Below are 23,354 nucleotides of genomic sequence, written 5' to 3'. Positions count from 1 at the left end.
ATGGCCTTTCCGCAAAAATCCTTTACCCTGGAAGAAGCCAAAAAACGGATGGAACGGTATTGCGCCTTCCAGGAGCGCAGCCACCAGGAAGTAGTGCAGAAGCTCAGGCAAATGCGCATGATCCCTGAAGCCATTGACGCCATTGTGGTCGGACTGATCGAATCGGGTTTCCTGAGCGAGGAACGGTTCGCCCTGGCGTTTTCCAGGGGTAAATTCCACCAGAAGGGATGGGGCAGGGTCAGGATCCGGAAAGCCCTGGAACAACGCAACCTTTCGGAATACCTCATCCAAAAGGCCCTGGACGAAATTCCCGAGCAGGAATACCTCAGGGCCTTCCATGCCCTTGCGGAAACCCGCTGGGGGCAATTGGCCAGGGAAACCGACGTACAGAAAAAGAAACGGAAATTCGCCGACTACTTCTTTTACAGGGGCTGGGAAATGGAGTTGGTCCACGACAAAATAAAGGTGCTGGAACGCAACCCCTGAAAACACTACCCCTGCAAGGTTTCGGATATTTTTGTATCTTTTGAGAACCAAATGCAAGGGAAAATGAAACCAAAGGTAACCACAGAATTCCAGCACGGGCAAGCGCAAATTTTCAAAAACCCTTTCCTGGAAAGCCTCACCAAAACCAACCCCACCCAGAACATCATCGTCTACGGGGGCACCATTGCGGGGTTACTTGCTTTGGCGCGGTTCCGCATTGGCCTGGAGCCATGGCTCCTTGCCGGACTCTTTGTGGTCGGGCTGCTTTTCTGGACCCTGGCCGAATACCTGCTCCACCGCTATGTGTTCCATTGGGTTTCCGAAGCCAGGTGGTCGCAGCGGTTCCACTTTATCATGCACGGGTCGCACCACCAGTTTCCCAGGGATAAAGAACGCCTTTTGATGCCCCCCGTCCCGGGGCTGCTTATGGCAGGAATATTATTTGGCATTTTTTATCTGGCCTTCCTTGTATTTGGGGTCCCAAGAATCACCTTCGGGTTCTTCCCGGGCTTTTTTACAGGGTACCTGTTGTATTCCTTTGTGCACCGCGCAACCCATGTGATGCGCCCGCCAAAACGGTTCAGGAAGCTCTGGATGCACCACAGCCTGCACCATTACCGGTACCCCGACCGGGCTTTTGGCGTCTCCAGCACTTTTTGGGACCGGGTATTCGGCACCATGCCGCCCGCGGAAGCGAAAGAAGAGGCCTGAGAAAACCCCAGGATTCAACGGATGGGCTTCATCCGCTCAAAAGGGGCTTGCCTGTCGAACAGGTAGCGATAGGTGGTATGGACCTTGCCAAGCTGGCCCCCTACCTGCCGGGCAACCAGGATCATTTTTGGGTTAAAGTCCCCGATCCCGCTCAGTTCAATGGTCTGGTAGTGTCGCTGTGTGCGGATGACCCGGGCACAGGCGTGGATAATGGCCCCGTCGACCCCTTTCCCCTGGTGCTCCGGGACCACGCCAAAAACCATTCCCAGCACACGGGTTATCCGGCCTGTTTTTTTTAACCAGAAGAATTTCAGCTTTCCCAACCAGTCTAACCTGCCATTGAGGCGCCTGAGAATTTGGTTTACCTCCGGGATATTGACGAAAATGGCCACCGGCTCTTCCCTGTAGTAGGCAATCCAGATGAGTTTTTCGTCGATAATCGGCTTTATACGGGCCATCATGGCCCTGCCCTGGTCAAGGGTAAGGGAGTCTACCCCCTGGTGCTTTTTCCAGGCGCGGTTATACACCTGAATAATATCGGCGGCGTATTTGTCAATATCGGAAAGGCGTAAATGTTCAAAGGTATATGAGGGGTCTTCAGCAATCCGGTCCGCCTTGTACTCAAGCCGGGAGCTCAGGGGTTCGTGGATCGGTTTAATAAAGGTATACTGCTCGAAATAGGTCTTAAAGCCATACCTCTCGAACAATTCCCGGTAATAGGGAAAATTGTAGTTGCTCTGGTAATTGGGCTCCAGCTCGTAACCTTTGGTGAGCAAACCCCACCATTTGTCCCGTTTGCCAAAATTGATCGGCCCATCCATAAACGCAACCCCCTGTTGCCGCAGCCAGTCCCTGGCGGCATCAAAAAGGGCGTTGGCCGCCTCCTGCCTGTCGATACATTCAAAAAACCCCACCCCGCCCCGGGACTCAGGGCCCTCGTCCCGGTCCGCGGCGCGGATCACAAATGCTGCGATCCTGCCTATGATTTTGTCCCCTTCCTGCAGCAGCCACCGCTTGCATACCCCATCATGGAAGGTTTTGTTTTCTCGCGGGTCGAAAACGGATTCTATGTCGGCATCCAGGGGCCGGATCCAGTGAGGGTTGCCTTTGTAAAGGGAAACCGGGAATTCAAGGAAGCGTTTTTCATCTTTTTTTGTGGCCAGGGGGATTAATTCCATAGGTCGGCTTCCTTGCAGGGTCAGACCCAAATTTAGGAATCCTATCCATAACAGCCGAAAAAGAGTTGGACGAAAAGGAAACATATTCCGGAAGAGGCCGGAAACCTATGGAGAAAGCATTTTATGGGTCCTGGCAATGGCCTGCTGATTTTTCCAGTCGATCCACTGCTGCCCGCGCAGCCGCCGCATCAGGTTGTCATAGTTCCGCATCACCAGCAGGTTGTAAACCGCCTTTCCCAGATTCGCCGGATTTCGGGCAATAGCCCGCAGGCTCATGGAAAACCCCGGGGTCACATACCGCATATAATGCCAGTACCCTTCAGGCATATAGAGGACCTCCCCATGGCCCAGTCGAGTCCTGAACCCCCGGGCATTCCTGAGGGCAGGCCATTTATTGAGGTCCGGGTCTGAAAAGTCGATGCCTTCGTGGGTAATCAGGGAATGAGGAACTTTATAGAGTACGTTGTTCTCCGATTGCGGAAACAGGATGCACTCCTTCACCCCATCGAAGTGGAAATGGAAAATATTGGCCAGGTCGATATCGTAATGCATAAAGGTATACGAATCCCGCCCGCCGAAAAACAGCATGGGGAGGCCTTTCATCAGTTTCAGGCCAAAATCGGGGAATTCAAAATCGTCCTGCAGGCGGGGCACCTCTTTCAGGATGTTCCAGAGGAATATGCGGTATCGCGTCGGCTCCCGTTTCAAAAGGTCGATGTAATCGTCCATGCGCATTTTGGCATGGGGCTCGTTAAACCCTTCCCGGTGGTCTACCGGCCGGTCATCGTATAGGGGTACTATTTTATCGCCGGCCACCTGCCGCATATAATCCAGGTTCCATTTGGAATAGGCGGGCCACGAGGTTATCGCCTTTTCGATAACCACAGGCCGCTGCGGCCTGAAAAAATCATTCAGAAAGGCTTCCCTGGAAATAGTTGTTATCCTGGTTACTTCTTCGAGCTTCACTTTTGGGTGGAATTTAGCCGATAAAATTAAGAAACGTCCCCAACACCCCGATATCCTGTCTGCTCCCTGCAGGCATTTATTCCCGACGGCCGGTGCGCGCCTGTTCGTTCCTTTCGATGGTATGCCCGGGCCTGGTCCAGCGGGGCTTTTCGCCGAGGGCATGGTGCACGGCTTCCGTCGCTTCCACCGAAACAGGCCTGGGCCCCTTGGCAAAGGGCTCCTGGGGTTTCAGGCCGAGCTGCCGGAACATCTCCATATCCTCATTCACATCGGGGTTCGGCGTGGTGAGCAACTTATCGCCCGCAAAGATGGAATTGGCCCCGGCAAAAAAACAAAGGGCCTGGCCCTCCCGGCTCATCCCCGTACGCCCGGCGGAGAGCCGCACCTGGGTCCGGGGCATGGTTATCCGCGTGGTGGCCACCATCCGCACCATTTCCCATATGGAAACAGGTTGCTGGTCTTCCAGGGGGGTTCCCGGCACGGCTACCAGGGCGTTTATGGGTACCGATTCCGGCTGTGGGTCCAGGGAACTCAGGGCAACCAGCATCCCGGCGCGGTCTTCGAGGCGTTCCCCCATCCCGATGATCCCCCCGCTGCATACCGTGACATTGGTCTTGCGGACATTTCCTATGGTTTCCAGGCGGTCCTCATAAGCCCGGGTGGAAATCACATCTTTATAATAGTCTTCAGAAGTGTCCAGGTTATGGTTGTAGGCATAGAGCCCGGCCTCCGCCAGGCGAAGTGCCTGGTTCTCGGTAAGCATGCCCAGGGTACAGCACACTTCCATGTCGAGTTTGTTGATGGTCCGGACCATTTCCAGCACCTGGTCGAACTCGGGGCCATCCTTCACATTCCGCCAGGCCGCCCCCATGCAAACCCTTGAGCTCCCGGCGGCGCGGGCGCGCAGGGCCTGTGCCTTTACCTGCGAGACCGTCATCAGTTCGTTGCCCTCAATATCGGTATGGTAACGGGCCGCCTGGGGGCAGTACCCGCAATCTTCCGGGCACCCCCCGGTTTTGATGGAAATAAGGGTGGAAACCTGTACTGTATTGGGGTCGTGGTAGGCCCGGTGGACCGAGGCTGCTTCATACAGCAACTCCATGATGGGCTTTTTATACACCTCCATGATTTCCTCCCGGGTCCACGTATGCCTGATATCGTTCATTTCTATTCATTTACCGCTTCGGGAATGGATCTGGATCCCCGGTTCGGATGGTTGCACTGAATTCCAAAAATAGCCTATTGGGCGTAAACCGGCAACCTCAGGGGAACGGTTCCCCCTCGGCTCCGGGAGGCCGCTCCACAAGGAGGCTCACTGCATTGCCCCCGAACCCCACCGCATTGACAAGTATTTTCCTTAGCCGGCCCGGGGGCCGGATACCCTGCACAAACGGAACCGCAACAAAGCTTTGGTGTTGCAGCATCTGTACGGCCAACTCCAGGCTGAGCAGGCCCGAGGCCCCCAGGGTATGCCCGAGTTTCCATTTGTTGGTCGTCAGGGCCGGAAGCTGCTGCCCAAAAACCCGTTGGAGGGCCCTGTATTCTGCCCGGTCCCCCCTGAGGGTTCCGGGGGCATGCATGACCACGGCGTCAACCTGCCCCGGGTCGCACCCGGCAAGGGCCATGTTCATGGCGCGCTGCAGGCACGAAGCTTCCCGGCTCAGGGATACCGCGCTGGTCAGGTCTTCGGTAGCGTAGCCAAGGCCCGAAATCAGGGCCAGGGCCCCGGGCTTCAGCCCATTTTCCAGGCAGGCCGCCCCAGAGCCTTCGCCCAATACCATACTGTTATTCGTTTTATCCAGATCGAGGGCCCGGGAGGGGTAATCCCCCGTTTCCCGACTGTAGATTTTAAGGGCCCGCATTTGGGCCAGGGTAAAGGGGGTCAGGGGGGCCTCGCTCCCACCTACCAGAAACCGGTCTTCCAGACCGGCCCTTATCCAGGCTACCCCGTTCAAAACTGCATGCAGGGCGGTGGAGCAGGTAATGGAGTGGGAGATCTCCGGGCCACGGGCACCCAGGTCCTGTGCCACCCAGGAGGCGATATTGCCCAGGGTTGTGCTCGGGGAGGCATGGCTGCCCACCTTCCCGGTCTCCAGGAATTCCCCATGGTAGCGCTCAAAAATTTCCGTGGCACCCCTGGAAGACCCGAGGTTGACCCCAAACCGCGAAGCCCGGTCCCACCCGGCCTGCTTTACCGCCATGCGGCTGGTCGCGATGGCATAGATCACGGTGGGGTCGAGATGGGCGTAGGCAGAATAGGATTCCCGAATTTCCCTGACCCGGGTGCGGGTGGTTTCCGGGATCCTCCCCCCATAGGCCAGCCCACCGGCCCCATCATTCATGGTACTGAGGGCATGGGAAGCCGCCCTGGAATATCCCGCCCATACCTCTTCCGGCCCCAGTCCAAGGGCCGACAGGGATGCAATGGATACCAGGGATACCGGTTCGAAAGCCATTTCAGGTTATGCCTTGAGTTGTTCGAGCAGGGCCTCTATGGCCCCGTAGATTTTTTGGAGCTCTTCCCGGCGGATCACATAGGGCGGCAATACATAGACGGTATTCCCCAGGGGCCTGAGATAGACCCCGCGTTCCATGAAAAACCGCATGGCCCGGTCCCTGAAAGCCCCGTAACGGGGGCCCGGGGCATCGAGGTCCAGGGCCAGGATCACCCCACATTGTCGGGAGGCCCTGACGGCCGGGTGTCCGTCCACCCGTCGCAGGAACTCCCCGTGGGAGTGCATTATACGCCTGATCCCCTCCTGGATGGGCTCCGATACCAGTAATTCCAGCCCTGCAAGCGCTGCGGTACAGGCCAGGGGGTTAGCCGTATAGGTGTGCCCGTGGAAAAACCCAAGGGAAAGGTCATCCCCATAAAAGGCATCAAAAACCGCTGCGGTACAACTGGTAACGGCCATGGGAAGGAGCCCTGCCGTAAGGGCCTTGGAGAGGCAAAGGATATCGGGCTGCGTTTTGAGTTGTCCGGAGGCAAAGTGGGTGCCCGTCTTGCCAAACCCGGTCATTACCTCATCGGCGACCAGCAACACCCCCTTCTCCCGGAGGCAACCAAGGACGCGGTCCAGCCCGCGGGCGTTATGCATTTTCATGGCTGCTGCCCCCTGTACCAGGGGCTCATACACAAAGGCAGCCACCGATTCCGTTTCGAGGAGTTCCTCAAGCCGGGTGAGCAGGGCAGTGGGTTCCTCCTGGTCCGGTACCGGGATACGCCTCACCTCCAGGCTGAAATCGGCAAAGGGGCCGTTGTAGACCGAGAGCCCGGAGACCGACATGGCCCCGAAGGTATCTCCGTGGAACCCTTCCTCAAACGCCAGCAAAACCTTGCGTCGCTCGCCCCGGTTGAAATGGTATTGCAGGGCCATCTTGATGGCCACCTCCACGGCGGTGGAGCCGTTGTCGGAGAAGAACAAGCGGGCCTGGTTCCCGGGAAGCAATGGGATTAGTTTCTCCGAAAGGGATACCGCCGGTTCATGGGTAAACCCACTGAAGACCACCTGGTCGAGCTGTTCCATTTGCCGGGCGACGCGCCCGGTGATAAACGGGTTGCAATGACCATAAACCGCCGTGTACCAGGAAGAAATCCCATCGATATATCCTTTGCCCTCTTCATCGTAGAGGTAAACCCCTTCCGCCTTCCTGATCCCGATCACTTCAGGGTGGGTCTTGTGTTGGGTAAGGGGGTGCCAAATGTAATTTCTGTCCCGTTGTGAAAGGCTTTTCAAAATCGGTTCTTTATCCGTGAAGGTTTTTATACCTTGCAAAGATGAGAAATTAACTCCATTGCCCCTATGCGAAACCGGTGGGTTACCCGAATGAATGACTGGGCCGCCAATGGGAAAGCCCGGGTTCATTTCGGCGCCATCGCCCTGTTTACCCTGCTGATCCGTTTCCCGTTTTTTTTCAGGGATTATATCGACAGGGATGAAAGCACTTTCATCCTGGTAGCCCAATCCCTTGTGGACGGGAACCTTCCATACACAGAGTTGTGGGACCTCAAGCCCCCTTTCCTCTTCTTCCTTTTTGCCGTCCCCATCAGTATTTTTGGAAAAAGCCTGTTAGCCATCCGCCTGCTGGGTGCGGTCGCCGTCGCCGGCATCGCCATAGCGACCTATCTGATCGGGGAACGGGTCGGGGGCAGGAAGGTGGGTTTTCTGGCCGGATGGATCACCGCCTTCCTGATGAGCCTCTTCAACAGCGTACAGGGGGTTATGTCTGAACACCTCAGCCTGCTGTTCCTGCTCCCATCCCTCCTTCTCCTGCTCCGGCACAGGGGGCCATTGGCCAGTCTGACGGCTGGCGCAGGCTTTGGACTGGCCGTGCTTTGCAAAACCAACCTGCTGGTAGCCGTGGCAGTACTTGGGGGCTACCTCCTGGGTGCCTTGCTTGCCCGAAAACCCCGGATACCCCTGCTTTCCCTGGGGTGCCTCCTCCTCGGAGGGGGGCTTGTGGCCTTCGGTTCTTTTTTGCCCTACTGGATCGGGGGGAAGGGCATGCTCTGGTGGGAAGCCATGGTGGAAGCCCCCCTGGCCTATTCCGGAAGCCGGAGCGGATTCCCCTGGAAATACCTCCCGTTCTATGCCGGCAGCCTGTTGGTCCTATGGGCCGGTTGGAAGGGCCGGGGCCGGTTCCGACCCGGTTTTGACCTTGTGCTGGCCACCCTTTTGGGCATTGTGGCGGCCTTCTGGGCAGGGGGAAAATTAAACGGCCATTACCTGTTGCAATTTTATCCCCTATTCCTAGTGGTTTTCTTTGGGGTACTGGAAGTGAAGTGGCCCTCCGCCATCAGAGGGTGGGTCGCAGGCCTCCCGATCCTGATCCTGCTGCTGCCGATAGAAAGCTATCTCGAATACGGACACCTTTCCCGGCACTTCCAGCGAACAGGCAAACTCTACAACGGGGAGGGAATTGCCGTGCCGCAGCATATCCGTTCCCGCTATGGCGATACCACGCAGGTCCTCTTCCTGGAATACCACATCGGATACTGGTTCCTGGGCCAGGACCCCCCATCCAAAGCCGCCACGCACCCGAGCAACATCTGCCGCCCGGCACTGTTTCCCTTTCTGCACGAGGGACGGAGTACATCCCTCGGGGAACTGGGATACCTCCTGGGGACCCTTCGGCCGGTTTTGGTCGTAAAAAGGGATGGGAAACCGGCTTTTGACAAAAGGTTCACCCGGGAAAACGCATATCTGGAAAATTACCTGAACGCGCATTACCGGAAGGATACCCTAATCGGTAAGGCCATCGTCTACAAAAGGTGGTAGCCCGCCAGGACAGGCCGAAGTTGTTTTGCCAACTCAAGGACCACTTCCCTTGTAAAGGCTTCCTGTTCCCCGATACGGCCCAGGATACGGGCCCCGGTTTTCGATTCGATGATGGATTCCGTGGACGGGTGCCGGTCGCCGCTAAACAGCAGGAAAGGTTCGAAGCCCTTTTGGCGTAAACACTGTACGGTCATCAGGGTATGGTTGATGCTCCCCAGGTAATGCCGGGAAACCACCACCACGTGGTATCCGGGGCGGATCAGATCCAGGATGGTATCGGTATCGTTCAGGGGGACCAGAAGTCCCCCGGCCCCTTCAATGACCAGGGTGTTGTCGGTAATGGGGGCCACAATCCGGTCAAGCTCCAGTCGGATGTCCTCGCGCTGCGCGGCCGCATGGGGGCTCATCGGGGTTTTCAGGGCATAGGCATTGGGGTGGATCACGGAATGGGGGTTACTGATCAGGGCCCTAACCTTGTCGCTGTCGGAATATTCCAGGTCCCCGGCCTGCACCGGTTTCCAGTAGTCGGCCTGCAGGGCCTCCACCAAAATAGCCGAGGCCATGGTTTTTCCTACCTCCGTGGAGATCCCTGTGACAAAGATGCGTTCCATCCGTTTATCCTCTGGTGATCATATTGCAATTCAAACACCTGTATTTCATGGGTTCCAGGAAAGGAAAAAGCCGGTTCCAGAAATTCCTGCGGTCCGAATAGCGGATACTCCTGGCCGCCTTGCAGTTCGGGCATACCACGGGGCTTCCATCGCCGCGGCGGGCATAGGCGCGAATTGCGTTATAGATTTCTTCTGCCTTCTCCCGGTCCTCCTGGAAGACCATCACCTTAACCCCACCTATGGCAGACGCGATAAAGGGGTCTGCCTGTAAAATATTGGCATCCTTAAGGAATACCGGGATGCCTTCCGATTCGAGCTTTGCCTTGAGCAACTCGGCATCGGTCACATAATCAAAGGCATCCAACATATGGTAGGTGGTTTTATTCCCCATGGGATTCCTTTTTCAGGGCGTGGCCCAAGATAGTCAAAACTTCCCTCACCTGGGTAGCGGTATTGAAGGCATGCAGGCTGAAGCGGAGACATTCCCGGCCGGCATCCACAGTGGGGGATAGAATCGGTTTAACCTCAAAGCCAGCCTCCTGCAGGATCAGGGCCAGGGCCTTTACCCGCATGTTGCCGCCAGCCTCACAGCAATGGATTGGTCCCCGGGCCATTCGGAAAAAGGGGCCCAGCCCCAGTGCCGCAACTGTATCGCGGAATACGGTGCATACCTGGCGTAGTTGTTCACGGGCCTCCTTCCCGGCCGGGCTCTCCAGCCATTGATAGGACCTCAACAGGGCCTGCAGGCTCCCGGGGGGCAATGCCGTGGTATAGATCAGGCTGCGGCTGAAGTTGATCTGATACTCCCTGAGCCGATGGCTCCCCAACACGGCTGCCCCGTGGCATCCCAGGGCCTTTCCAAAGGTTATCACCCGGGCAAAAACCGCATCCTCACACCCCTGGGCCACTACTTCCCCCCGACCCCCCGGGCCAAGGATGCCTGCCGCATGGGCCTCATCCACAATCAGGTGAAAGCCCATTTCCCGGCAGTAGCTACTGAAAGCCGCCAGATCGGGCCCGTCCCCTTCCATGGAAAAAACGGACTCGGTAATGACATAAACCTCGATGCCGTTCTTTCTGCCCATTGGCAAGACAGCACCCACCTTTTTCTTCAGGGAAGAGAGGCTGTTGTGGCTGAATTTGAATGCCCTGCCCTTTCCCAGGGCAATACCATCGCGGATGCTGGCATGCACGCTCTGATCATAGAAAATGCAGTCATTGCGCTGCAGCAGGCAAGACAGCAGGCCCACGTTGGCATCGTACCCGGAATTGTAGATAAGGGCAGAATCTGCCCGGTGGAACTCCGCAATGACCTTTTCGGCCTGCGAGTAAAGGCCATGGTTGCCGCTGATCAGTCGCGATCCGGTGCTCCCCGGCGGGAGGCTGCTTTCGGGTTGCCTTGGGCTGTGGGCGTACCCCAGGTAATCGTTGGACGAAAAATCCACCCGGTCATTCGGGGGATACAGCTGCCGGAACGCCCCTTCGCGGAGGCGCTTTTCAAGTCTGGCTTCCAATCTTCGTGGGAATCCTTCCATAGGGTAAAAATACAACTTCCCCGATTTTAATGTACTTTGGGGACCATCCTATCCCAATACAGTCTGTTTTGAGCGTACAGTACCGGCCCGCAGCCTCGCCAGGCGAACTGCAAGCCATCCTCGAGCTGCAGGGGGAAAACCTCCGGGATTCCCTTACCCCGGAAGAACGGGAACGGGAAGGATTCGTGACGCTGCGCTATACCCTGCAAGAGCTTGCCGGGATGCAGGCGCAGGGGCCTCAGATGGTCGCCTTCGACGGGGACCGGCTGATCGGGTATGCCCTTTCGCTAACCCCGGGGCTGCGGCAGCAGGTGCCCACTCTGGAACCCCTGTTTTCCGTCCTCGAAAAAACCACGCCCCCCCTGCCCCCCTACCGGCTCATGGGGCAGGTCTGCATCCGAAAGGGTTACCGGGGAGTGGGCCATTTAAGGGCCCTGTACGAAAGGCTGAAGGAACGGGTTTCCCCGGATACCCTCGTCACGGAAATCTCACAGGAAAACAGGAGGTCCCTGAAGGCTCATGGCAAAATGGGGTTTAAAAAGATTGCTGAGCGCCAGGGAGAAGGACAGGTTTGGGACATTGTGCTGTGGGAATAAAAAAACCCGCAACCTGGGCTGCGGGCTTCAAAAGGGTATTATCGGTCAGGCCCTAATCGGCCAAAACGATGATGCGGTTATTTTGCAGCTCCACCGTGCCGCTGCTGATTTTCAGCACCGTTTTTCCTTCAGGGGATTTGGTAAACCTGTCCTGGAATTCCTCTTCGATTTCGATGTTGCCCGCGATCTTGACCTCCCCTGCCTGCAGGAGGGAAACGATAGGGGCGTGATCCAGCATCATCTGGAATTCCCCGTTGACCCCCGGTACGGTAACCGACGTCACTTCCCCTGCAAACAGGGTCGCTTCAGGGGATACGATTTCTAAATACATGCGCTTTGCTTATTATATGAGTCAGGGTTAAGCTTCTTGACGCTTCGCTCCGCCTACTGCCTTCTCTATCAGGCTTCCGCCAGCATTTTCTCCCCGGCCTCGATGGCTTCCTCAATGGTCCCCTTAAGGTTGAAAGCCGATTCTGGAAGGTGGTCGAGCTCGCCATCCATAATCATGTTGAAGCCTTTTATGGTGTCCTTGATATCCACAAAAACCCCCGGGATCCCGGTAAACTGTTCAGCCACATGGAAGGGCTGCGACAGGAAGCGCTGTACCCTGCGGGCGCGTCCCACGGCGAGTTTGTCTTCCTCGGAGAGTTCTTCCATTCCGAGGATGGCGATGATATCCTGCAATTCCTTATAGCGCTGCAGCAGCTCCTTTACGCGCTGGGCACAACCATAGTGCTCCTTCCCCAGGATTTCCGCAGTAAGGATACGGGAAGTGGAATCCAACGGATCCACAGCCGGGTAGATTCCCAACTCTGCAATTTTACGGGAGAGAACCGTGGTGGCATCGAGGTGGGCAAAGGTCGTGGCAGGAGCGGGGTCGGTAAGGTCATCCGCAGGTACGTAAACGGCCTGCACCGAGGTGATGGAACCGCGCTTGGTGGAGGTAATCCGTTCCTGCATCGCCCCCATTTCTGTGGCAAGGGTGGGCTGGTAACCCACCGCTGAGGGCATCCTTCCCAAAAGGGCGGAAACCTCGGAACCCGCCTGGGTAAAGCGGAAAATATTGTCAACGAAGAACAGTACGTCCTTACCCTGGCCGTCTCCGGCCCCATCGCGGAAGTACTCGGCAATGGTGAGCCCTGAAAGCGCCACGCGGGCACGTGCTCCCGGGGGTTCATTCATCTGGCCGAAAACGAAGGTTGCCTTGGATTCTTTGAGAACCGCCTTGTCTACCTTGCTCAGGTCCCAGCCGCCTTCCTCCATGGAGTGCATAAATTTGTCCCCGTATTTGATGATGCCGGATTCGAGCATTTCCCGGAGAAGGTCGTTCCCTTCGCGGGTCCGCTCCCCAACCCCGGCAAACACGGACAATCCCCCGTGGCCTTTCGCGATGTTATTGATAAGTTCCTGGATAAGCACCGTTTTTCCAACCCCGGCTCCCCCGAATAACCCGATCTTTCCTCCCTTGGCATAGGGTTCGATCAGGTCGATCACCTTGATCCCGGTAAAAAGGACTTCGGTTGAAGTGGAAAGGTCCTCGAATTTTGGGGCTTCCCGGTGGATGGGCAAGCCGCTGTCGCCAGCCTTGGGAAGGTTCCCCAAACCGTCAATGGCATCGCCGATCACGTTGAAAAGCCTTCCATAAACGGCCTCCCCTATTGGCATCTGAATGGCGGCACCGGTGGCCTTTACTTCCGTTCCCCTGCTCAGACCGTCGGTAGAGTCCATGGAAATGGCCCTTACGGCGTTTTCGCCTATATGTGATTGGACCTCCAGGACCAAAACAGATCCATCTTCCCTACTGATCTCGAGGGAGTCATAAATCCTGGGCAGCTCAGCCCCGGAAGGGAATTCAACGTCGATTACCGGGCCGATGATTTGGGATACTTTACCTGATTGTTTTGCCATGGTGCTGTATTTTCACTAAGGTGTTAAGGCGCTGTTTTTTCGGCTGCAAAGATATACTATTCCTCTATAAATTGGAACGGAAAGGGGCCCTTTTTACATAAAAAAAACGCCGGTAAAACCGGCGTTTTTCCATTTTTAAGACCCGCTTATGGATTCACGGTCCAGGAGACATAGAAAATGGATCCCACGGCTCCGGTCCCCACGGCCGAAAAATACTCCTGCCCCAGGATGTTCGAGCCACCGAGTTTGAAGATGGATTTGAGGCTCGGAACGGCGTAGTTCACCTGCGCATCCAGTACGGAGAACGACGGGATCTGACCGTCTGCAAAAGTGGCCTGCCAGAAATAGGTGTCGCTCCAGCGGTAATTGACGTTAAACCCAAAATTCTTGAACAGCTCCGTGTTCCCGAAAGAGGCCTTTACCTTGTGGTTCGGGGTGTTGAAGTTGGTTCTGAAATCGGGGAAAGCCGCCTGGTCGAATTCCAGGTCAGCGTAGGTGTAGTTCACCCCGAAGTCAAAATTCCCGAAAACCTTGGCATCGATCCCGATGGTTGCCCCGTAGGACTCTATTTCTGCCAGGGAATTTGTATAGTTCTGGTAGGCGAAGAAATCCCCGTTCTGCAGGGCCAGCAAAGACAGGGTGTTGTCGCCGGCCGTTCCATAGAAGGGAACCAACACGGTGGTATTGGAGATAAAGTTGTTATACTGGTTGTAATACCCGCTCAGGTCTATGGCGACCTTCCCAATCTGGGCGCGGTAACCCAATTCGAAGGCCGTAATCTCCTCGGGCTTGACCAACGGAGTTTCCACGGCCTGGGGGGCACCCCGCTGGACGGAGTTCAGGGAGAAGGCGTTTTCGTAGGCCTGGCGTCCGACCACGGTGGCCGTAGGGCTTCCCGTAAGGGTCTGCCCGGCAGCACTCAGGTCAAAGGTACGGACATCCCGGTCCAGGTTGTCGGGGGCGGACCCCACCAGGATGGCACGGCCGGCATTCAGCCCTATGAACAGGTCCTGGGTGGTCGGGTTGCGGAACCCCTGCTGTACGGAAAAGCGGACATTATGGTTGCGTTCCCTACCCAGGGTAGCCAGAAGGGAAGCCCTGGGGGAGAAGAAGCCGTCAAAGAATTCGTTCTTGTCGTACCGAACCGACCCGGTGAATTTCAGGCGGTCTTCGAGGAATTTCTTCTGTACCTGCAGGTAAGCCCCGTATTCATTGTAGGTTATAGGGCCGTCAAAGTCGGTGAAAATAGTCCCGCTTGAATTCAGCTCATATTCCCGGAAAGAGCCCCCGATCATGATGTCCGCAAAATCGGAGGTAAGGTGCGAAAAGTTGTAGTTCGCATCCACATGGCGGAACTTGGTGTTGTCGATGAACTTGGCGCCTGTGGTCAGGTCCCCATCACTGGTAACTTCGTTGAACGCCCTTTGAAACTGAGGGGTTCCCGGGACTAACCGGCCGGAATCGGCCACCTGGCGGGCCACCGCATGGGCGGCATCCTCATCGAGCTGCACCCCGGTACCGATCCCCAAGCGAGCCCCGATAAAGGTCTGGGCATATTCCGTAAACCATTGGGTGTCGGACTTCCACCGCCGGTTAATGTTGATGGCGGCAAAACGGGTATCATAAGAATTCCCGGCGTTTTCAGAGGTAATATACCCCCTGACGAAAAAGTTGTTGTTCCGGAATTCCAGGCGGTGCTGCTGCAGGGTGAAATCGCGGATGGCATACCGGTTTGCCCCCTGGTAAATAGTGTTTCCACGGCCTACCCGTCCGTTGTAGATGATTTCAAAATCATTGGCAAAGGGCCGGTAGTAGACGGAGAAATCCGTCTTGACACTCTGGGCCCCGTAGTTGAGCAGGTCCCCTTCGGCATATCCGGTACGGCTGACCTGGGAAGCACCTACAGTCCCGGAAGGCAGGCCTGCGAGGGCATCGAAATTAAGCAGGGTGCTCACCTCGTCCCCATAGACGTTCAGGCCATCGTAGGCGGGGTTTGTCCGGTCCGCCCCGGGCCGCAGGAGGTCCTGGGCGTCATTGGCATGCCAGTCTTCCCCCTGGAGGAAGGAGAAATTGGCCTTGATGGCAAGCTTGTCGCTAAAGGCGTGGGCTGCCCGGATTCCAAAATCGTAATACGGGTTGGTCCCGGCGGCATCCTGCTGGGTGAAGCCTGTCTTGAAATAGGCGCTGATGCCCTGGAAGTCAAAAGGGCTCTTGCTGTTCATGAACAGGATCCCGTTAAAAGCCCCCGCCCCATAAAGGGCAGAAGAAGCCCCCGGGAGGATTTCCACGCTCTGTACCTCCAGCTCACTCATCCCCACCAGGTTCCCAAGCACGAAGTTGAGGCCGGGGGCGGTGTTGTCCATCCCATCCACCAACTGCATAAAGCGCACGTTGGCAAAGGTGGCAAACCCGCGGGTGTTGATCGACTGGAAGGTAAGGCTGTTGGTGTTGATGTCGACCCCTTTAAGGTTCTGCAGGCCACTGTAGAATGATTCGGCACTGGTATTCTTGATTTCTTTAAGGCCGAACCGCTCAACGGAAACCGGGGATTCAAAGATCCGCTCCGGGGTCCTGGAGGCTGAAATGACCACCTCGTCGAGGAAGGTCTGGGCCTCGGCCAGGGTGATGCTGAGCGTTTGGTTATTTGAAGACACAGAAACCGTTGCGGATGAGTACCCTACACTGGTGACCCGCAGGTCAAAAGGGGGTGCCTCGGAGGTTTCCAGGACAAAATTCCCATCAAAATCAGCGGTAGCTCCTACGGTGGTCCCAATAATGACCACGTTAGCTCCGGGAACGGGATTGCCGCTTTCATCACTTACCGTGCCTCGCACTGTTGTCTGTGCATACCCCCCAATTCCCATCAGGAGCATGGAAAGAAGAAAAAATGCTGTTCTCATTTAGTTTAGTTTGGGTTAATAAATTATAGCCAATATAGAGATTTTTCGGTACTTAAAATTACAATTTCTTAATCCGAAAGCACCATGTCGCGAATCTCGCAAAAAATTCCGGGATACATTGCGATCTGCACAACCCGAATGAAAAAAAATCCCGGGCCGGGGCATGGCCTTGAGAAGGGACAGGCGGGGTCTTGGAAAATGCCATGGCGGGGGCCGGGGGAAAAGACGGCTTTACTCCAAAACAGGCCCGCCCGTCCAAACCGGGGTTTGGACGGGCGGGCTTCTCTATACGGGAAGGCGTTTATTCCACCGTAACCGACTTGGCCAGGTTGCGCGGCTGGTCTACATTGCAGCCCCGCATGACAGCGATATGGTAGGAAAGCAGCTGCAGGGGGATGGTCGTCAGCAGGGGCGAAAGGCTTTCGGAGCACTCGGGGACCTCGATGACGTGATCGGCCAGTTCCCTGACCTGCACATCCCCTTCGGTAACTACGGCAATGATCTTCCCCTTGCGCGACTTGATTTCCTGAATGTTGCTCACCACTTTTTCGTAATGCCCTTTTTTGGTCGCGATGACCACCACGGGCATGTGCTCGTCAATCAGGGCAATAGGCCCGTGCTTCATCTCTGCCGCCGGGTATCCCTCGGCATGTATGTAACTGATTTCCTTTAGTTTAAGGGCGCCTTCCAGGGCCACGGGAAAATTGTATCCCCTCCCCAGGTAAAGGAAATTCGAGGCGTCCTTATAGGCCGCGGCGATGATTTCGATAAGGGGGTTAGACTCGAGCACCTTCTCCACCTTGTGGGGGATCCCTTCTATTTCCGTAAGGATTTCTCTGAAACGGGACTTTGAATAGGTGCCCTTTTCCTGCGCCAGTTTCAGGGCAAGCAGGGTAAGCACCGTGATCTGGGTGGTAAACGCCTTGGTCGAGGCCACCCCGATCTCCGGCCCGGCGTGGGTATATGCCCCGGCATGGGTTTCACGTGCAATGGAGGAGCCGACCACGTTACAGACCCCAAAAACAAATGCCCCACGCTCCTTGGCCAGTTTGATGGCTGCCAGGGTATCGGCGGTTTCCCCGGATTGGGAAATGGCAATAAGGACATCCTTGTCGGTTATGACCGGGTTCCGGTACCGGAACTCAGAGGCGTATTCCACTTCCACGGGGATACGGGCCAGGTCCTCAAAAATGTACTCGGCCACCAGGCCGGCGTGCCAGGAGGTCCCGCAAGCCGCTATGATGATCCGGTTGGCATTCAACAGGCGTTCCAGGTTTTGGTCAACCCCTGCCATCTTGATGATCCCCTCATTGGGGCGCAACCTTCCCCGGAACGTATCCTTAATCGCCCTGGGCTGTTCGTAGATTTCCTTGAGCATAAAATGGTCAAAGCCGCCCTTTTCAATTTCTTCTATGTTCAGCTTTAATTCCTGAACCAGGGGGTAGGCAATGGCGTCGTCCTGGATTTTGCGCAGCCTGATTTCTTTTCCCAAACGGACAATGGCCATTTCCCCGTCTTCGAGGTACACGGCATTGCTGGTATATTCGATAAAAGGGGAAGCGTCGGAGGCGATGAAAAATTCGCCTTCCCCAACCCCGATGGCCAACGGGCTCCCCAGTCGGGCAACCACGATTTCATCGGGTTTGGACCGGTCAAAAACCGCAATGGCATACGCCCCAACCACCTGGTTGAGGGCTATCTGGACTGCTTTGCCCAACTTTACCCCTTCTTTTTTCTTCACCTCTTCAATGAGGTTTACCAGGACCTCGGTATCGGTATCGGAATGAAACTGATATCCCCTTTTCTGGAGTTCCTTTTTAACGGAGTCGTAATTCTCAATGATCCCGTTGTGGATTATCACGAGTTCCCCGGAATTTGAATAGTGGGGGTGGGAATTCACGTCGTTGGGCACGCCATGGGTGGCCCAGCGGGTATGTCCGATCCCCAGGGTACCGGCAAGGGAAATCTCCTGCTTTGAACGGGCACTCAGGTCATCGACCTTTCCCTTGGTCTTGGAAAGGTTGATGGTGTTTCCATCGAAGAGGGCGATCCCGGCACTGTCGTATCCGCGGTATTCGAGCCGTTGCAATCCCTTCATGATGATAGGGTAAGCCTCCCTGTGGCCAATATAGCCGACTATTCCACACATAGTTTCGAAAATTTGTTCCCAAAGGTAACCAAAACGCGTTGTTTCAGGGGATTATTATGGATGAACGGTGTATTTTACTACACAACCGGGAGCTACAGGTCGGTATCGGTATAGTAAATTTCCAGCCGCAGCCTCCTGGGGTCCCCAGGGTCGGTATTGCTGCCAATAAGCACGGTCCCCAGCGGGGTAATGTTGTTGCCCACCGGGAACTGCTTTCGCGTATTGTCAGGAAGCAGGACTTCAGAGACCCCGGCCAAACGGATATCGGCCGTAAGGCTGAGGCCAAGCGTGGCATTGGCAGAATCGCGGAGGATGATGTTATTGAGGTGTTCGGTGATCCGCACGGTGTATTTGATCCCCTGGTTGCCGGAGCGTTCCAGGTTCCCGTCGTAATTCAGGAATACCCCGAACGGGGTGTCTTCAAGGTTCGTCTCCGTACGCACGTTGTAAAGGGGCTGGTTGGTTTCCGCATTGTAGAGCAGCACACGGGGCGGCTCATAAACGGCCCCGGCCGCATCGAGGCGTTCCCGGTCCACGTAAAACACCAGGCTGGCCTCATTGATGATCCAGTTATTCTGGCGGATCTCATTGATCGCCTCCCCACCCCCGAGGAGGTCAAATAACTCGAGTTCCGCATAGGTACCCCCGCTTCCCTTGAGGTAAATCCTTGAGGCATTTTCCTCCGGGGCATTATTGGCCGAGGCAAAGGAAGCGGAAATCTCGCCCGGGTATTCGTCGCTTACAAGGGAATTCAGGGCATTTCCGGTTATGGGCTGGCTTCCCCCGCCGGAGAGGAGGCGCAGCTGGCTGCTGGTTTGTATGGTGTCCACCTCTTCCGCTTCGGTGGCCTTGTGGGTATAATTAACCGTTAGGCGCGCCTGGGTCAGGTCGAACAGGATCATGACATCATCCTCCAGGGGGGTGAGGGTCATGTGGATCCCCCGGAAGAAATCCTTGAAGTTGGCATTGCTCAACAATTCGGGGTCTCCTTCTTTATTCAGGAAATTCTGCTGGAAGAAATCGGGGTCAAGGGCCACGCGAATCCCCGGTTGGATGCGCTCCGCCACCACCAGGGATTCATCTTCCTCGGTGTCGGGGTCGTCTTCCTCGAAAATCAGGATCTCCTGGTCAGACACCTGCAAAACCCCTTCAAATAAAACATCCGAAGCGAATTCGGGGATCAGGTTTTGGTTTGAAAAATAGGGCTGGGCATCCTGAAAGCCGGAATCCGGATCGAGGTCGCGCAAAAAGAAGGTCGACCGTTCCACTTTAAAGGAAAAAGTGGCGTCTAATTTTCCATAGATGCTGTCGAGCTGCCTGCGCTGGGGAAAGATGTTGATCGGGGTGGCGTCATCTTCCGCATCCCCTGTGCCATCGCCATCCGTGTCCGGGTTCAGGGGGTCTGTCCCCCGGGACCTTTCCTCGGCGTCGGTCAGGCCATCCCCGTCGGTGTCGCTGTTCGGGTCATCCGGATCGGCATCCAGGGAGTCGATCACCCCGTCCAGGTCCCGGTCGGAATTCGGCTTCTGGAAATACGGCAGGTACAGGATCACCTCATCCACGGTTTCCTCCTCATCGGGGATACTGGGGTCCGTGTCTTCCCTGAATTGGGTAAACCTCCCGAAAAACTGGTTCCCCGTTGTGGGTGGAAGGGAAACCTGGGACGTTATGGTTGCCCGGGTGCGGCCGTAAACAGGGTCATTGAAAACACCCAGCTGATACACCGGGAGCTGGTTGGTCGGGAAGGCCTCGATATTTTTGTTAAAGGCGAAGACATCATACACCTGTTTTCCATTGACAAAGGGTTCCTGCCCAACGATTTTGTCGCCTATGGTCACGGGATCTTCCTGGCAGGACCACAAAAGGATGGCAAGCAGGGCACCCCGAAGGAGCGAAAACGGGAATCGCTTCATGAAAGCTTATTTTTTTAGGACTTCGGTACTGTAAAAGTTTGCATAGGCCTCCTCGAATTCCTGGAAGGGGACATAAGGCAATACCGGTTTTTGAAGGTTGGCGACGTATTCCTGTAATTCTTCCGGGATCTCGTCGGCGGCTAAGATAACGGCGTCCGAATAATCAGCCGCTATTTTTAACAAATTATTGTAGGAAGGGGGATCCAGTTTTTCGATACTCGTTCCAGGGATCTGGTCAAAGGCGATTTTTTCCTTCATCCCGGGGCTCAGGCTGCCGTCAAACCCCACCCCGTAGATGGAAGTTACAATGCGGCTGTCAGCGAAAAGGGGCTCATCGGCATAGTATTCCCGGAGGTACAACGGGAGCAGGGAAGCCATCCATCCGTGGATGTGGATGATGTCGGGGGACCAGTTCAGTTTCTTGACCGTTTCCACCACCCCTTTGGCAAAGAAGATGGCGCGCTCGTCGTTATCGGGGAAAAGGTTTCCGTTCTCGTCGGCAAAAGTGGCCTTCCTCTTGAAATATTCCTCGTTGTCTATGAAATAAACCTGAATCCGTTCCCTGGGGATGGAAGCTACCTTGATGATCAGGGGCATATCCATGTCGTTGATCACCAGGTTCATCCCCGAAAGGCGGATTACCTCGTGCAACTGGTGCCTCCTCTCGTTGATATTGCCGTACCGGGGCATGAAAATCCGGATTTGCCCCCCCCTGCTATTCACCATTCTGGGAGCCTCATAGGACATCAGGGAAACAGGATTTTCAGGAAGGTAAGGGACTAATTCGGAAGATACGAACAATATCTTTTTACCATTCATAAAGGCGCGTTTTTGTCTGTAGCCGCAACGTAGCTGCAAAATTACAAAATTTATGCACAATAGCCGTAATTATAGTAAGTTTGCTGCCCGTAAACTCAAGGCATGAAGGTTTTTAAAACCAGGGAAGAGGTACGTGAATTCAGGGAGGCGCTCCGAAGCAAAGCGGTAGGGCTCGGGCTTGTCCCAACCATGGGGGCCCTGCACACCGGCCACCTCGAACTCGTCCGCCGGGCCGCGTCAGAAAACCCGGAGGTTTTGGTCAGCATCTTTGTAAACCCCACCCAGTTTAACAACCCAAGGGACCTGGAAAACTACCCCAAATCCCTGGAGGAAGACCTTGCCCTGCTCGGGAAACTCCCCGGGAGCATCAGCGTTTTTGCCCCGGAAATCGCTGAAATGTACGGAGATGCCATTGCCTCGAAGCATTACGATTTCAAAGGGTTGGACCGGGTGATGGAAGGGGCCTACCGGCCCGGACATTTTGACGGGGTAGGCACCATTGTGGAAGCCCTTTTGCGCGTGGTGCTGCCCCATCGGGCTTACTTTGGGGAAAAGGACTATCAGCAGCTGCAAATCGTCAGGCAAATGGTACAAGAGGAAGGCATTACCGTGGAAATCATCCCCTGCCCAATTGTCAGGGAGGCCGACGGCCTGGCCATGAGTTCGCGCAACCGGCTTTTGCCGGAAGCCCTTCGCGGGGAAGCGGGGTTTATTTACCAAACCCTTCAGCAGGCAAAAGGCCGGTTTGGCACGGAAAGTGCTGCAAAGGTGAAGGCCTTTGCCCGGGAGCGGTTTGCTTCCCATCCGGATTTCGAGCTGGAATATGTGGAGATTGCCGGAGCAGAAGACCTGCGGCCCGTCCGCCGCAAACAGAAAAACAAAAAGTACAGGGTCTTTGTTGCCGCCTACCTCGGCGGGGTACGGCTGATCGACAATATCGCCCTGAATTAATTACCTTTGCGCCATGCAAATTGAAGTTGTCAAGTCCAAGATACACCGGGTAAAAGTCACCGGCGCCGACCTGAATTATATCGGCAGCATTACCATTGATGAGGACCTGATGGACGCCGCGAACATCATTCGGGGCGAAAAGGTCCAGATCGTCAACAACAACAATGGCGAACGCCTGGAAACCTATGCCATCCCGGGGCCGAGGGGAAGCGGGGAGCTTACCCTGAACGGCGCCGCGGCCCGAAAGGTAGCCGTGGGGGACGTCCTGATCCTGATCACTTATGCCTGGATGCACCTGGAAGAGGCAAAAGGGTTTAACCCGGCCCTGGTTTTCCCCAATGAGGAGACGAACCTTTTGAACTGATTTTGAAGGCACGCGCCAAAAGAACCCTGAAAACCCTGCTCCCGATAATCGTGGGGGTTTTCCTGATCGCATATTCCTACTACAGCACCTCCGCGGACGACCGGGTCCGGATCTTCCGCTATATCCGCGAGGCCGACCTTTTCTGGGTGTCCGTTTCCGTGGGTATCGGATTCCTGAGCCACCTCTCGAGGGCCATCCGCTGGAATTACCTCCTGGAACCCCTGGGATACCGGCCGAGGATCCGGAACAACCTGTTGATGGTACTTATGGCCTATTTCGCCAACCTGGGGATCCCCCGTTCCGGGGAGGTGCTCCGGGCCACTGCCCTGGCCACCTATGAGAAAGTCCCTTTCCAGAAAGGCTTCGGGACTATCGTCACCGAAAGGGTTATAGACGTGATCATGCTGTTGCTCATCATCCTGGCCGCGTTGCTTTCCCAGACGGCCATTATCGGGCGCTACCTGTCTGAAAACGGGGTTGGACTCGGGGGTTCGATCCTGATGGTTGGGGTCGGCATTGGGGGGATGTTCCTGGCCCTGGCCGTGCTCCGGAGTTCGAACCACCCGCTTGCCCTGAAGGCCCGGGGGTTTATCCGGGGGTTGCTCGACGGGGTGCTCAGCATTTTTCGCATGAAGCGGAAGTGGGCCTTCCTTGGCCATACCCTGTTTATTTGGGGGTGCTATATCGGTATGTTTTGGGTGATCAAATTCACCGTGGCCGAGACGATTTCCCTGAGTTTTGGGGAACTCCTGGTTGCTTTTGTGGCCGGGGCCTTCGCCATGTCGACCACCAACGGGGGCATTGGCCTCTATCCCATCGCTGTCAGCAAGGCCCTGGCCCTCTTCGGGATCAGTGCGGTTGCCGGGGATGCCTTCGGGTGGATTATGTGGATCGCCCAGACCCTTATGGTCGTGGGGTTCGGTGCAATATCTTTCCTGCTGTTGCCGTTATGGAACAGGGATCGCTAACCCCCCTACAAAACCCGTCC

The 23,354-nt window shown here is 55.9% G+C and carries 21 protein-coding genes; 7 read left to right on the top strand and 14 right to left on the bottom strand.

From position 1 onward, the window contains the following. On the top strand, positions 1–486 hold the full coding sequence (locus NG653_RS06540) for a regulatory protein RecX (RefSeq protein ID WP_252740883.1): 486 nt from the start codon (positions 1–3) through the stop codon (positions 484–486). Positions 487–549: 63 nt separating this feature from the next. Continuing rightward, on the top strand, positions 550–1,197 hold the full coding sequence (locus NG653_RS06535) for a sterol desaturase family protein (protein WP_252740882.1): 648 nt from the start codon (positions 550–552) through the stop codon (positions 1,195–1,197). Between the two features lie 14 nt (positions 1,198–1,211). Here NG653_RS06535 and NG653_RS06530 read toward each other — a convergent pair whose 3' ends face one another. The 5 genes from NG653_RS06530 to bioA all read right to left on the bottom strand — a co-directional run bounded on the left by NG653_RS06530 (position 1,212) and on the right by bioA (position 7,078). Further along, positions 1,212–2,375 (bottom strand): hypothetical protein, encoded by a 1,164-nt coding sequence (locus tag NG653_RS06530; protein WP_252740881.1) that lies wholly within the window; start codon positions 2,373–2,375, stop codon positions 1,212–1,214. Between the two features lie 105 nt (positions 2,376–2,480). Beyond that, positions 2,481–3,341 (bottom strand): cupin-like domain-containing protein, encoded by an 861-nt coding sequence (locus tag NG653_RS06525; protein WP_252740880.1) that lies wholly within the window; start codon positions 3,339–3,341, stop codon positions 2,481–2,483. A 76-nt stretch (positions 3,342–3,417) separates the two neighbouring features. Next, positions 3,418–4,506, bottom strand: coding sequence for a biotin synthase BioB (gene bioB / locus NG653_RS06520; RefSeq protein ID WP_252740879.1), 1,089 nt, complete (start codon positions 4,504–4,506; stop codon positions 3,418–3,420). Positions 4,507–4,603: 97 nt separating this feature from the next. After that, the gene (locus tag NG653_RS06515; RefSeq protein WP_252740878.1) at positions 4,604–5,797 is read right to left on the bottom strand and encodes a beta-ketoacyl synthase N-terminal-like domain-containing protein; all 1,194 of its coding nucleotides are present in this window, start codon (positions 5,795–5,797) and stop codon (positions 4,604–4,606) included. A 6-nt stretch (positions 5,798–5,803) separates the two neighbouring features. Continuing rightward, positions 5,804–7,078 carry an adenosylmethionine--8-amino-7-oxononanoate transaminase gene (bioA, locus tag NG653_RS06510; RefSeq protein WP_252740877.1) on the bottom strand — a complete coding sequence of 425 codons (1,275 nt, stop codon included), beginning with the start codon at positions 7,076–7,078 and terminating at the stop codon, positions 5,804–5,806. Between the two features lie 90 nt (positions 7,079–7,168). On the opposite strand from bioA, the gene NG653_RS06505 reads away from it, so the two are divergent. Then, positions 7,169–8,620 carry an ArnT family glycosyltransferase gene (locus NG653_RS06505; RefSeq protein ID WP_252740876.1) on the top strand — a complete coding sequence of 484 codons (1,452 nt, stop codon included), beginning with the start codon at positions 7,169–7,171 and terminating at the stop codon, positions 8,618–8,620. Here the strand turns inward: NG653_RS06505 and bioD are convergent. Genes bioD through NG653_RS06490 form a run of 3 tightly spaced genes read right to left on the bottom strand, consistent with a single transcriptional unit; the run spans position 8,605 to position 10,745 of the window. Continuing rightward, on the bottom strand, positions 8,605–9,231 hold the full coding sequence (gene bioD / locus NG653_RS06500; protein ID WP_252740875.1) for a dethiobiotin synthase: 627 nt from the start codon (positions 9,229–9,231) through the stop codon (positions 8,605–8,607). The genes NG653_RS06505 and bioD overlap by 16 nt on opposite strands. Positions 9,232–9,235: 4 nt before the next feature. Then, the gene (locus NG653_RS06495; protein ID WP_252740874.1) at positions 9,236–9,622 is read right to left on the bottom strand and encodes a putative signal transducing protein; all 387 of its coding nucleotides are present in this window, start codon (positions 9,620–9,622) and stop codon (positions 9,236–9,238) included. Beyond that, positions 9,612–10,745, bottom strand: a complete 1,134-nt coding sequence (locus NG653_RS06490; RefSeq protein WP_252740873.1) for an aminotransferase class I/II-fold pyridoxal phosphate-dependent enzyme — start codon at positions 10,743–10,745, stop codon at positions 9,612–9,614. Before NG653_RS06490 ends, NG653_RS06495 begins: the two co-directional genes overlap by 11 nt. Before the next feature lie 89 nt (positions 10,746–10,834). Here NG653_RS06490 and NG653_RS06485 point away from each other — a divergent pair, with 89 nt between their 5' ends. Further along, positions 10,835–11,362, top strand: coding sequence for a GNAT family N-acetyltransferase (locus NG653_RS06485; RefSeq protein ID WP_252740872.1), 528 nt, complete (start codon positions 10,835–10,837; stop codon positions 11,360–11,362). Between the two features lie 52 nt (positions 11,363–11,414). On the opposite strand, the gene NG653_RS06480 is transcribed toward NG653_RS06485, so the two are convergent. From NG653_RS06480 to NG653_RS06455, 6 genes are all read right to left on the bottom strand, one after another. Beyond that, positions 11,415–11,693 (bottom strand): F0F1 ATP synthase subunit delta/epsilon, encoded by a 279-nt coding sequence (locus tag NG653_RS06480; protein ID WP_252740871.1) that lies wholly within the window; start codon positions 11,691–11,693, stop codon positions 11,415–11,417. A gap of 68 nt (positions 11,694–11,761) precedes the next feature. After that, positions 11,762–13,270 carry a F0F1 ATP synthase subunit beta gene (gene atpD / locus NG653_RS06475; RefSeq protein ID WP_252740870.1) on the bottom strand — a complete coding sequence of 503 codons (1,509 nt, stop codon included), beginning with the start codon at positions 13,268–13,270 and terminating at the stop codon, positions 11,762–11,764. Positions 13,271–13,416: 146 nt separating this feature from the next. Next, entirely contained in the window at positions 13,417–16,170 is a 2,754-nt protein-coding gene (locus NG653_RS06470; protein WP_252740869.1) for a TonB-dependent receptor, read from the bottom strand. Positions 16,171–16,471: 301 nt separating this feature from the next. After that, on the bottom strand, positions 16,472–18,319 hold the full coding sequence (gene glmS / locus NG653_RS06465; RefSeq protein WP_252740868.1) for a glutamine--fructose-6-phosphate transaminase (isomerizing): 1,848 nt from the start codon (positions 18,317–18,319) through the stop codon (positions 16,472–16,474). Between the two features lie 92 nt (positions 18,320–18,411). Further along, positions 18,412–20,232, bottom strand: a complete 1,821-nt coding sequence (locus tag NG653_RS06460; RefSeq protein ID WP_252740867.1) for a DUF4270 domain-containing protein — start codon at positions 20,230–20,232, stop codon at positions 18,412–18,414. Between the two features lie 6 nt (positions 20,233–20,238). Continuing rightward, the gene (locus NG653_RS06455; RefSeq protein ID WP_252740866.1) at positions 20,239–21,051 is read right to left on the bottom strand and encodes a glycogen/starch synthase; all 813 of its coding nucleotides are present in this window, start codon (positions 21,049–21,051) and stop codon (positions 20,239–20,241) included. 102 nt (positions 21,052–21,153) lie between these two features. Between NG653_RS06455 and panC the strand changes: the two genes are divergently transcribed. The 3 genes from panC to NG653_RS06440 are packed head-to-tail and all read left to right on the top strand — an operon-like array spanning position 21,154 to position 23,334. Continuing rightward, positions 21,154–22,002 (top strand): pantoate--beta-alanine ligase, encoded by an 849-nt coding sequence (gene panC, locus NG653_RS06450; protein ID WP_252740865.1) that lies wholly within the window; start codon positions 21,154–21,156, stop codon positions 22,000–22,002. Positions 22,003–22,015: 13 nt separating this feature from the next. Continuing rightward, a complete protein-coding gene (gene panD, locus NG653_RS06445; protein WP_252740864.1) occupies positions 22,016–22,366 on the top strand; it encodes an aspartate 1-decarboxylase in 351 nt (116 codons plus the stop codon). A 2-nt stretch (positions 22,367–22,368) separates the two neighbouring features. Then, entirely contained in the window at positions 22,369–23,334 is a 966-nt protein-coding gene (locus tag NG653_RS06440) for a lysylphosphatidylglycerol synthase transmembrane domain-containing protein (RefSeq protein ID WP_252740863.1), read from the top strand. The last annotated feature ends 20 nt before the right edge of the window (positions 23,335–23,354 follow it).

Origin of the sequence: Robiginitalea marina (assembly GCF_024006985.1) — a bacterium.
Taxonomy (GTDB): Bacteria; Bacteroidota; Bacteroidia; order Flavobacteriales; family Flavobacteriaceae; genus Robiginitalea; species Robiginitalea marina.
The sequence above is the reverse complement of the archived record's forward strand: the minus strand, read 5'-3'. Positions and strand labels throughout refer to the sequence as shown.

Coding starts and splice junctions, on each gene's coding strand:
- NG653_RS06540 (WP_252740883.1), top strand. CDS start 1: ATGGCCTTTCCGCAAAAATCCTTTACCCTGGAAGAAGCCAAAAAACGG.
- NG653_RS06535 (WP_252740882.1), top strand. CDS start 550: ATGAAACCAAAGGTAACCACAGAATTCCAGCACGGGCAAGCGCAAATT.
- NG653_RS06530 (WP_252740881.1), bottom strand. CDS start 2,375: ATGGAATTAATCCCCCTGGCCACAAAAAAAGATGAAAAACGCTTCCTT.
- bioB (WP_252740879.1), bottom strand. CDS start 4,506: ATGAACGATATCAGGCATACGTGGACCCGGGAGGAAATCATGGAGGTG.
- NG653_RS06515 (WP_252740878.1), bottom strand. CDS start 5,797: ATGGCTTTCGAACCGGTATCCCTGGTATCCATTGCATCCCTGTCGGCC.
- NG653_RS06505 (WP_252740876.1), top strand. CDS start 7,169: ATGAATGACTGGGCCGCCAATGGGAAAGCCCGGGTTCATTTCGGCGCC.
- bioD (WP_252740875.1), bottom strand. CDS start 9,231: ATGGAACGCATCTTTGTCACAGGGATCTCCACGGAGGTAGGAAAAACC.
- NG653_RS06495 (WP_252740874.1), bottom strand. CDS start 9,622: ATGGGGAATAAAACCACCTACCATATGTTGGATGCCTTTGATTATGTG.
- NG653_RS06480 (WP_252740871.1), bottom strand. CDS start 11,693: ATGTATTTAGAAATCGTATCCCCTGAAGCGACCCTGTTTGCAGGGGAA.
- atpD (WP_252740870.1), bottom strand. CDS start 13,270: ATGGCAAAACAATCAGGTAAAGTATCCCAAATCATCGGCCCGGTAATC.
- NG653_RS06470 (WP_252740869.1), bottom strand. CDS start 16,170: ATGAGAACAGCATTTTTTCTTCTTTCCATGCTCCTGATGGGAATTGGG.
- glmS (WP_252740868.1), bottom strand. CDS start 18,319: ATGTGTGGAATAGTCGGCTATATTGGCCACAGGGAGGCTTACCCTATC.
- NG653_RS06460 (WP_252740867.1), bottom strand. CDS start 20,232: ATGAAGCGATTCCCGTTTTCGCTCCTTCGGGGTGCCCTGCTTGCCATC.
- NG653_RS06455 (WP_252740866.1), bottom strand. CDS start 21,051: ATGAATGGTAAAAAGATATTGTTCGTATCTTCCGAATTAGTCCCTTAC.
- panC (WP_252740865.1), top strand. CDS start 21,154: ATGAAGGTTTTTAAAACCAGGGAAGAGGTACGTGAATTCAGGGAGGCG.
- panD (WP_252740864.1), top strand. CDS start 22,016: ATGCAAATTGAAGTTGTCAAGTCCAAGATACACCGGGTAAAAGTCACC.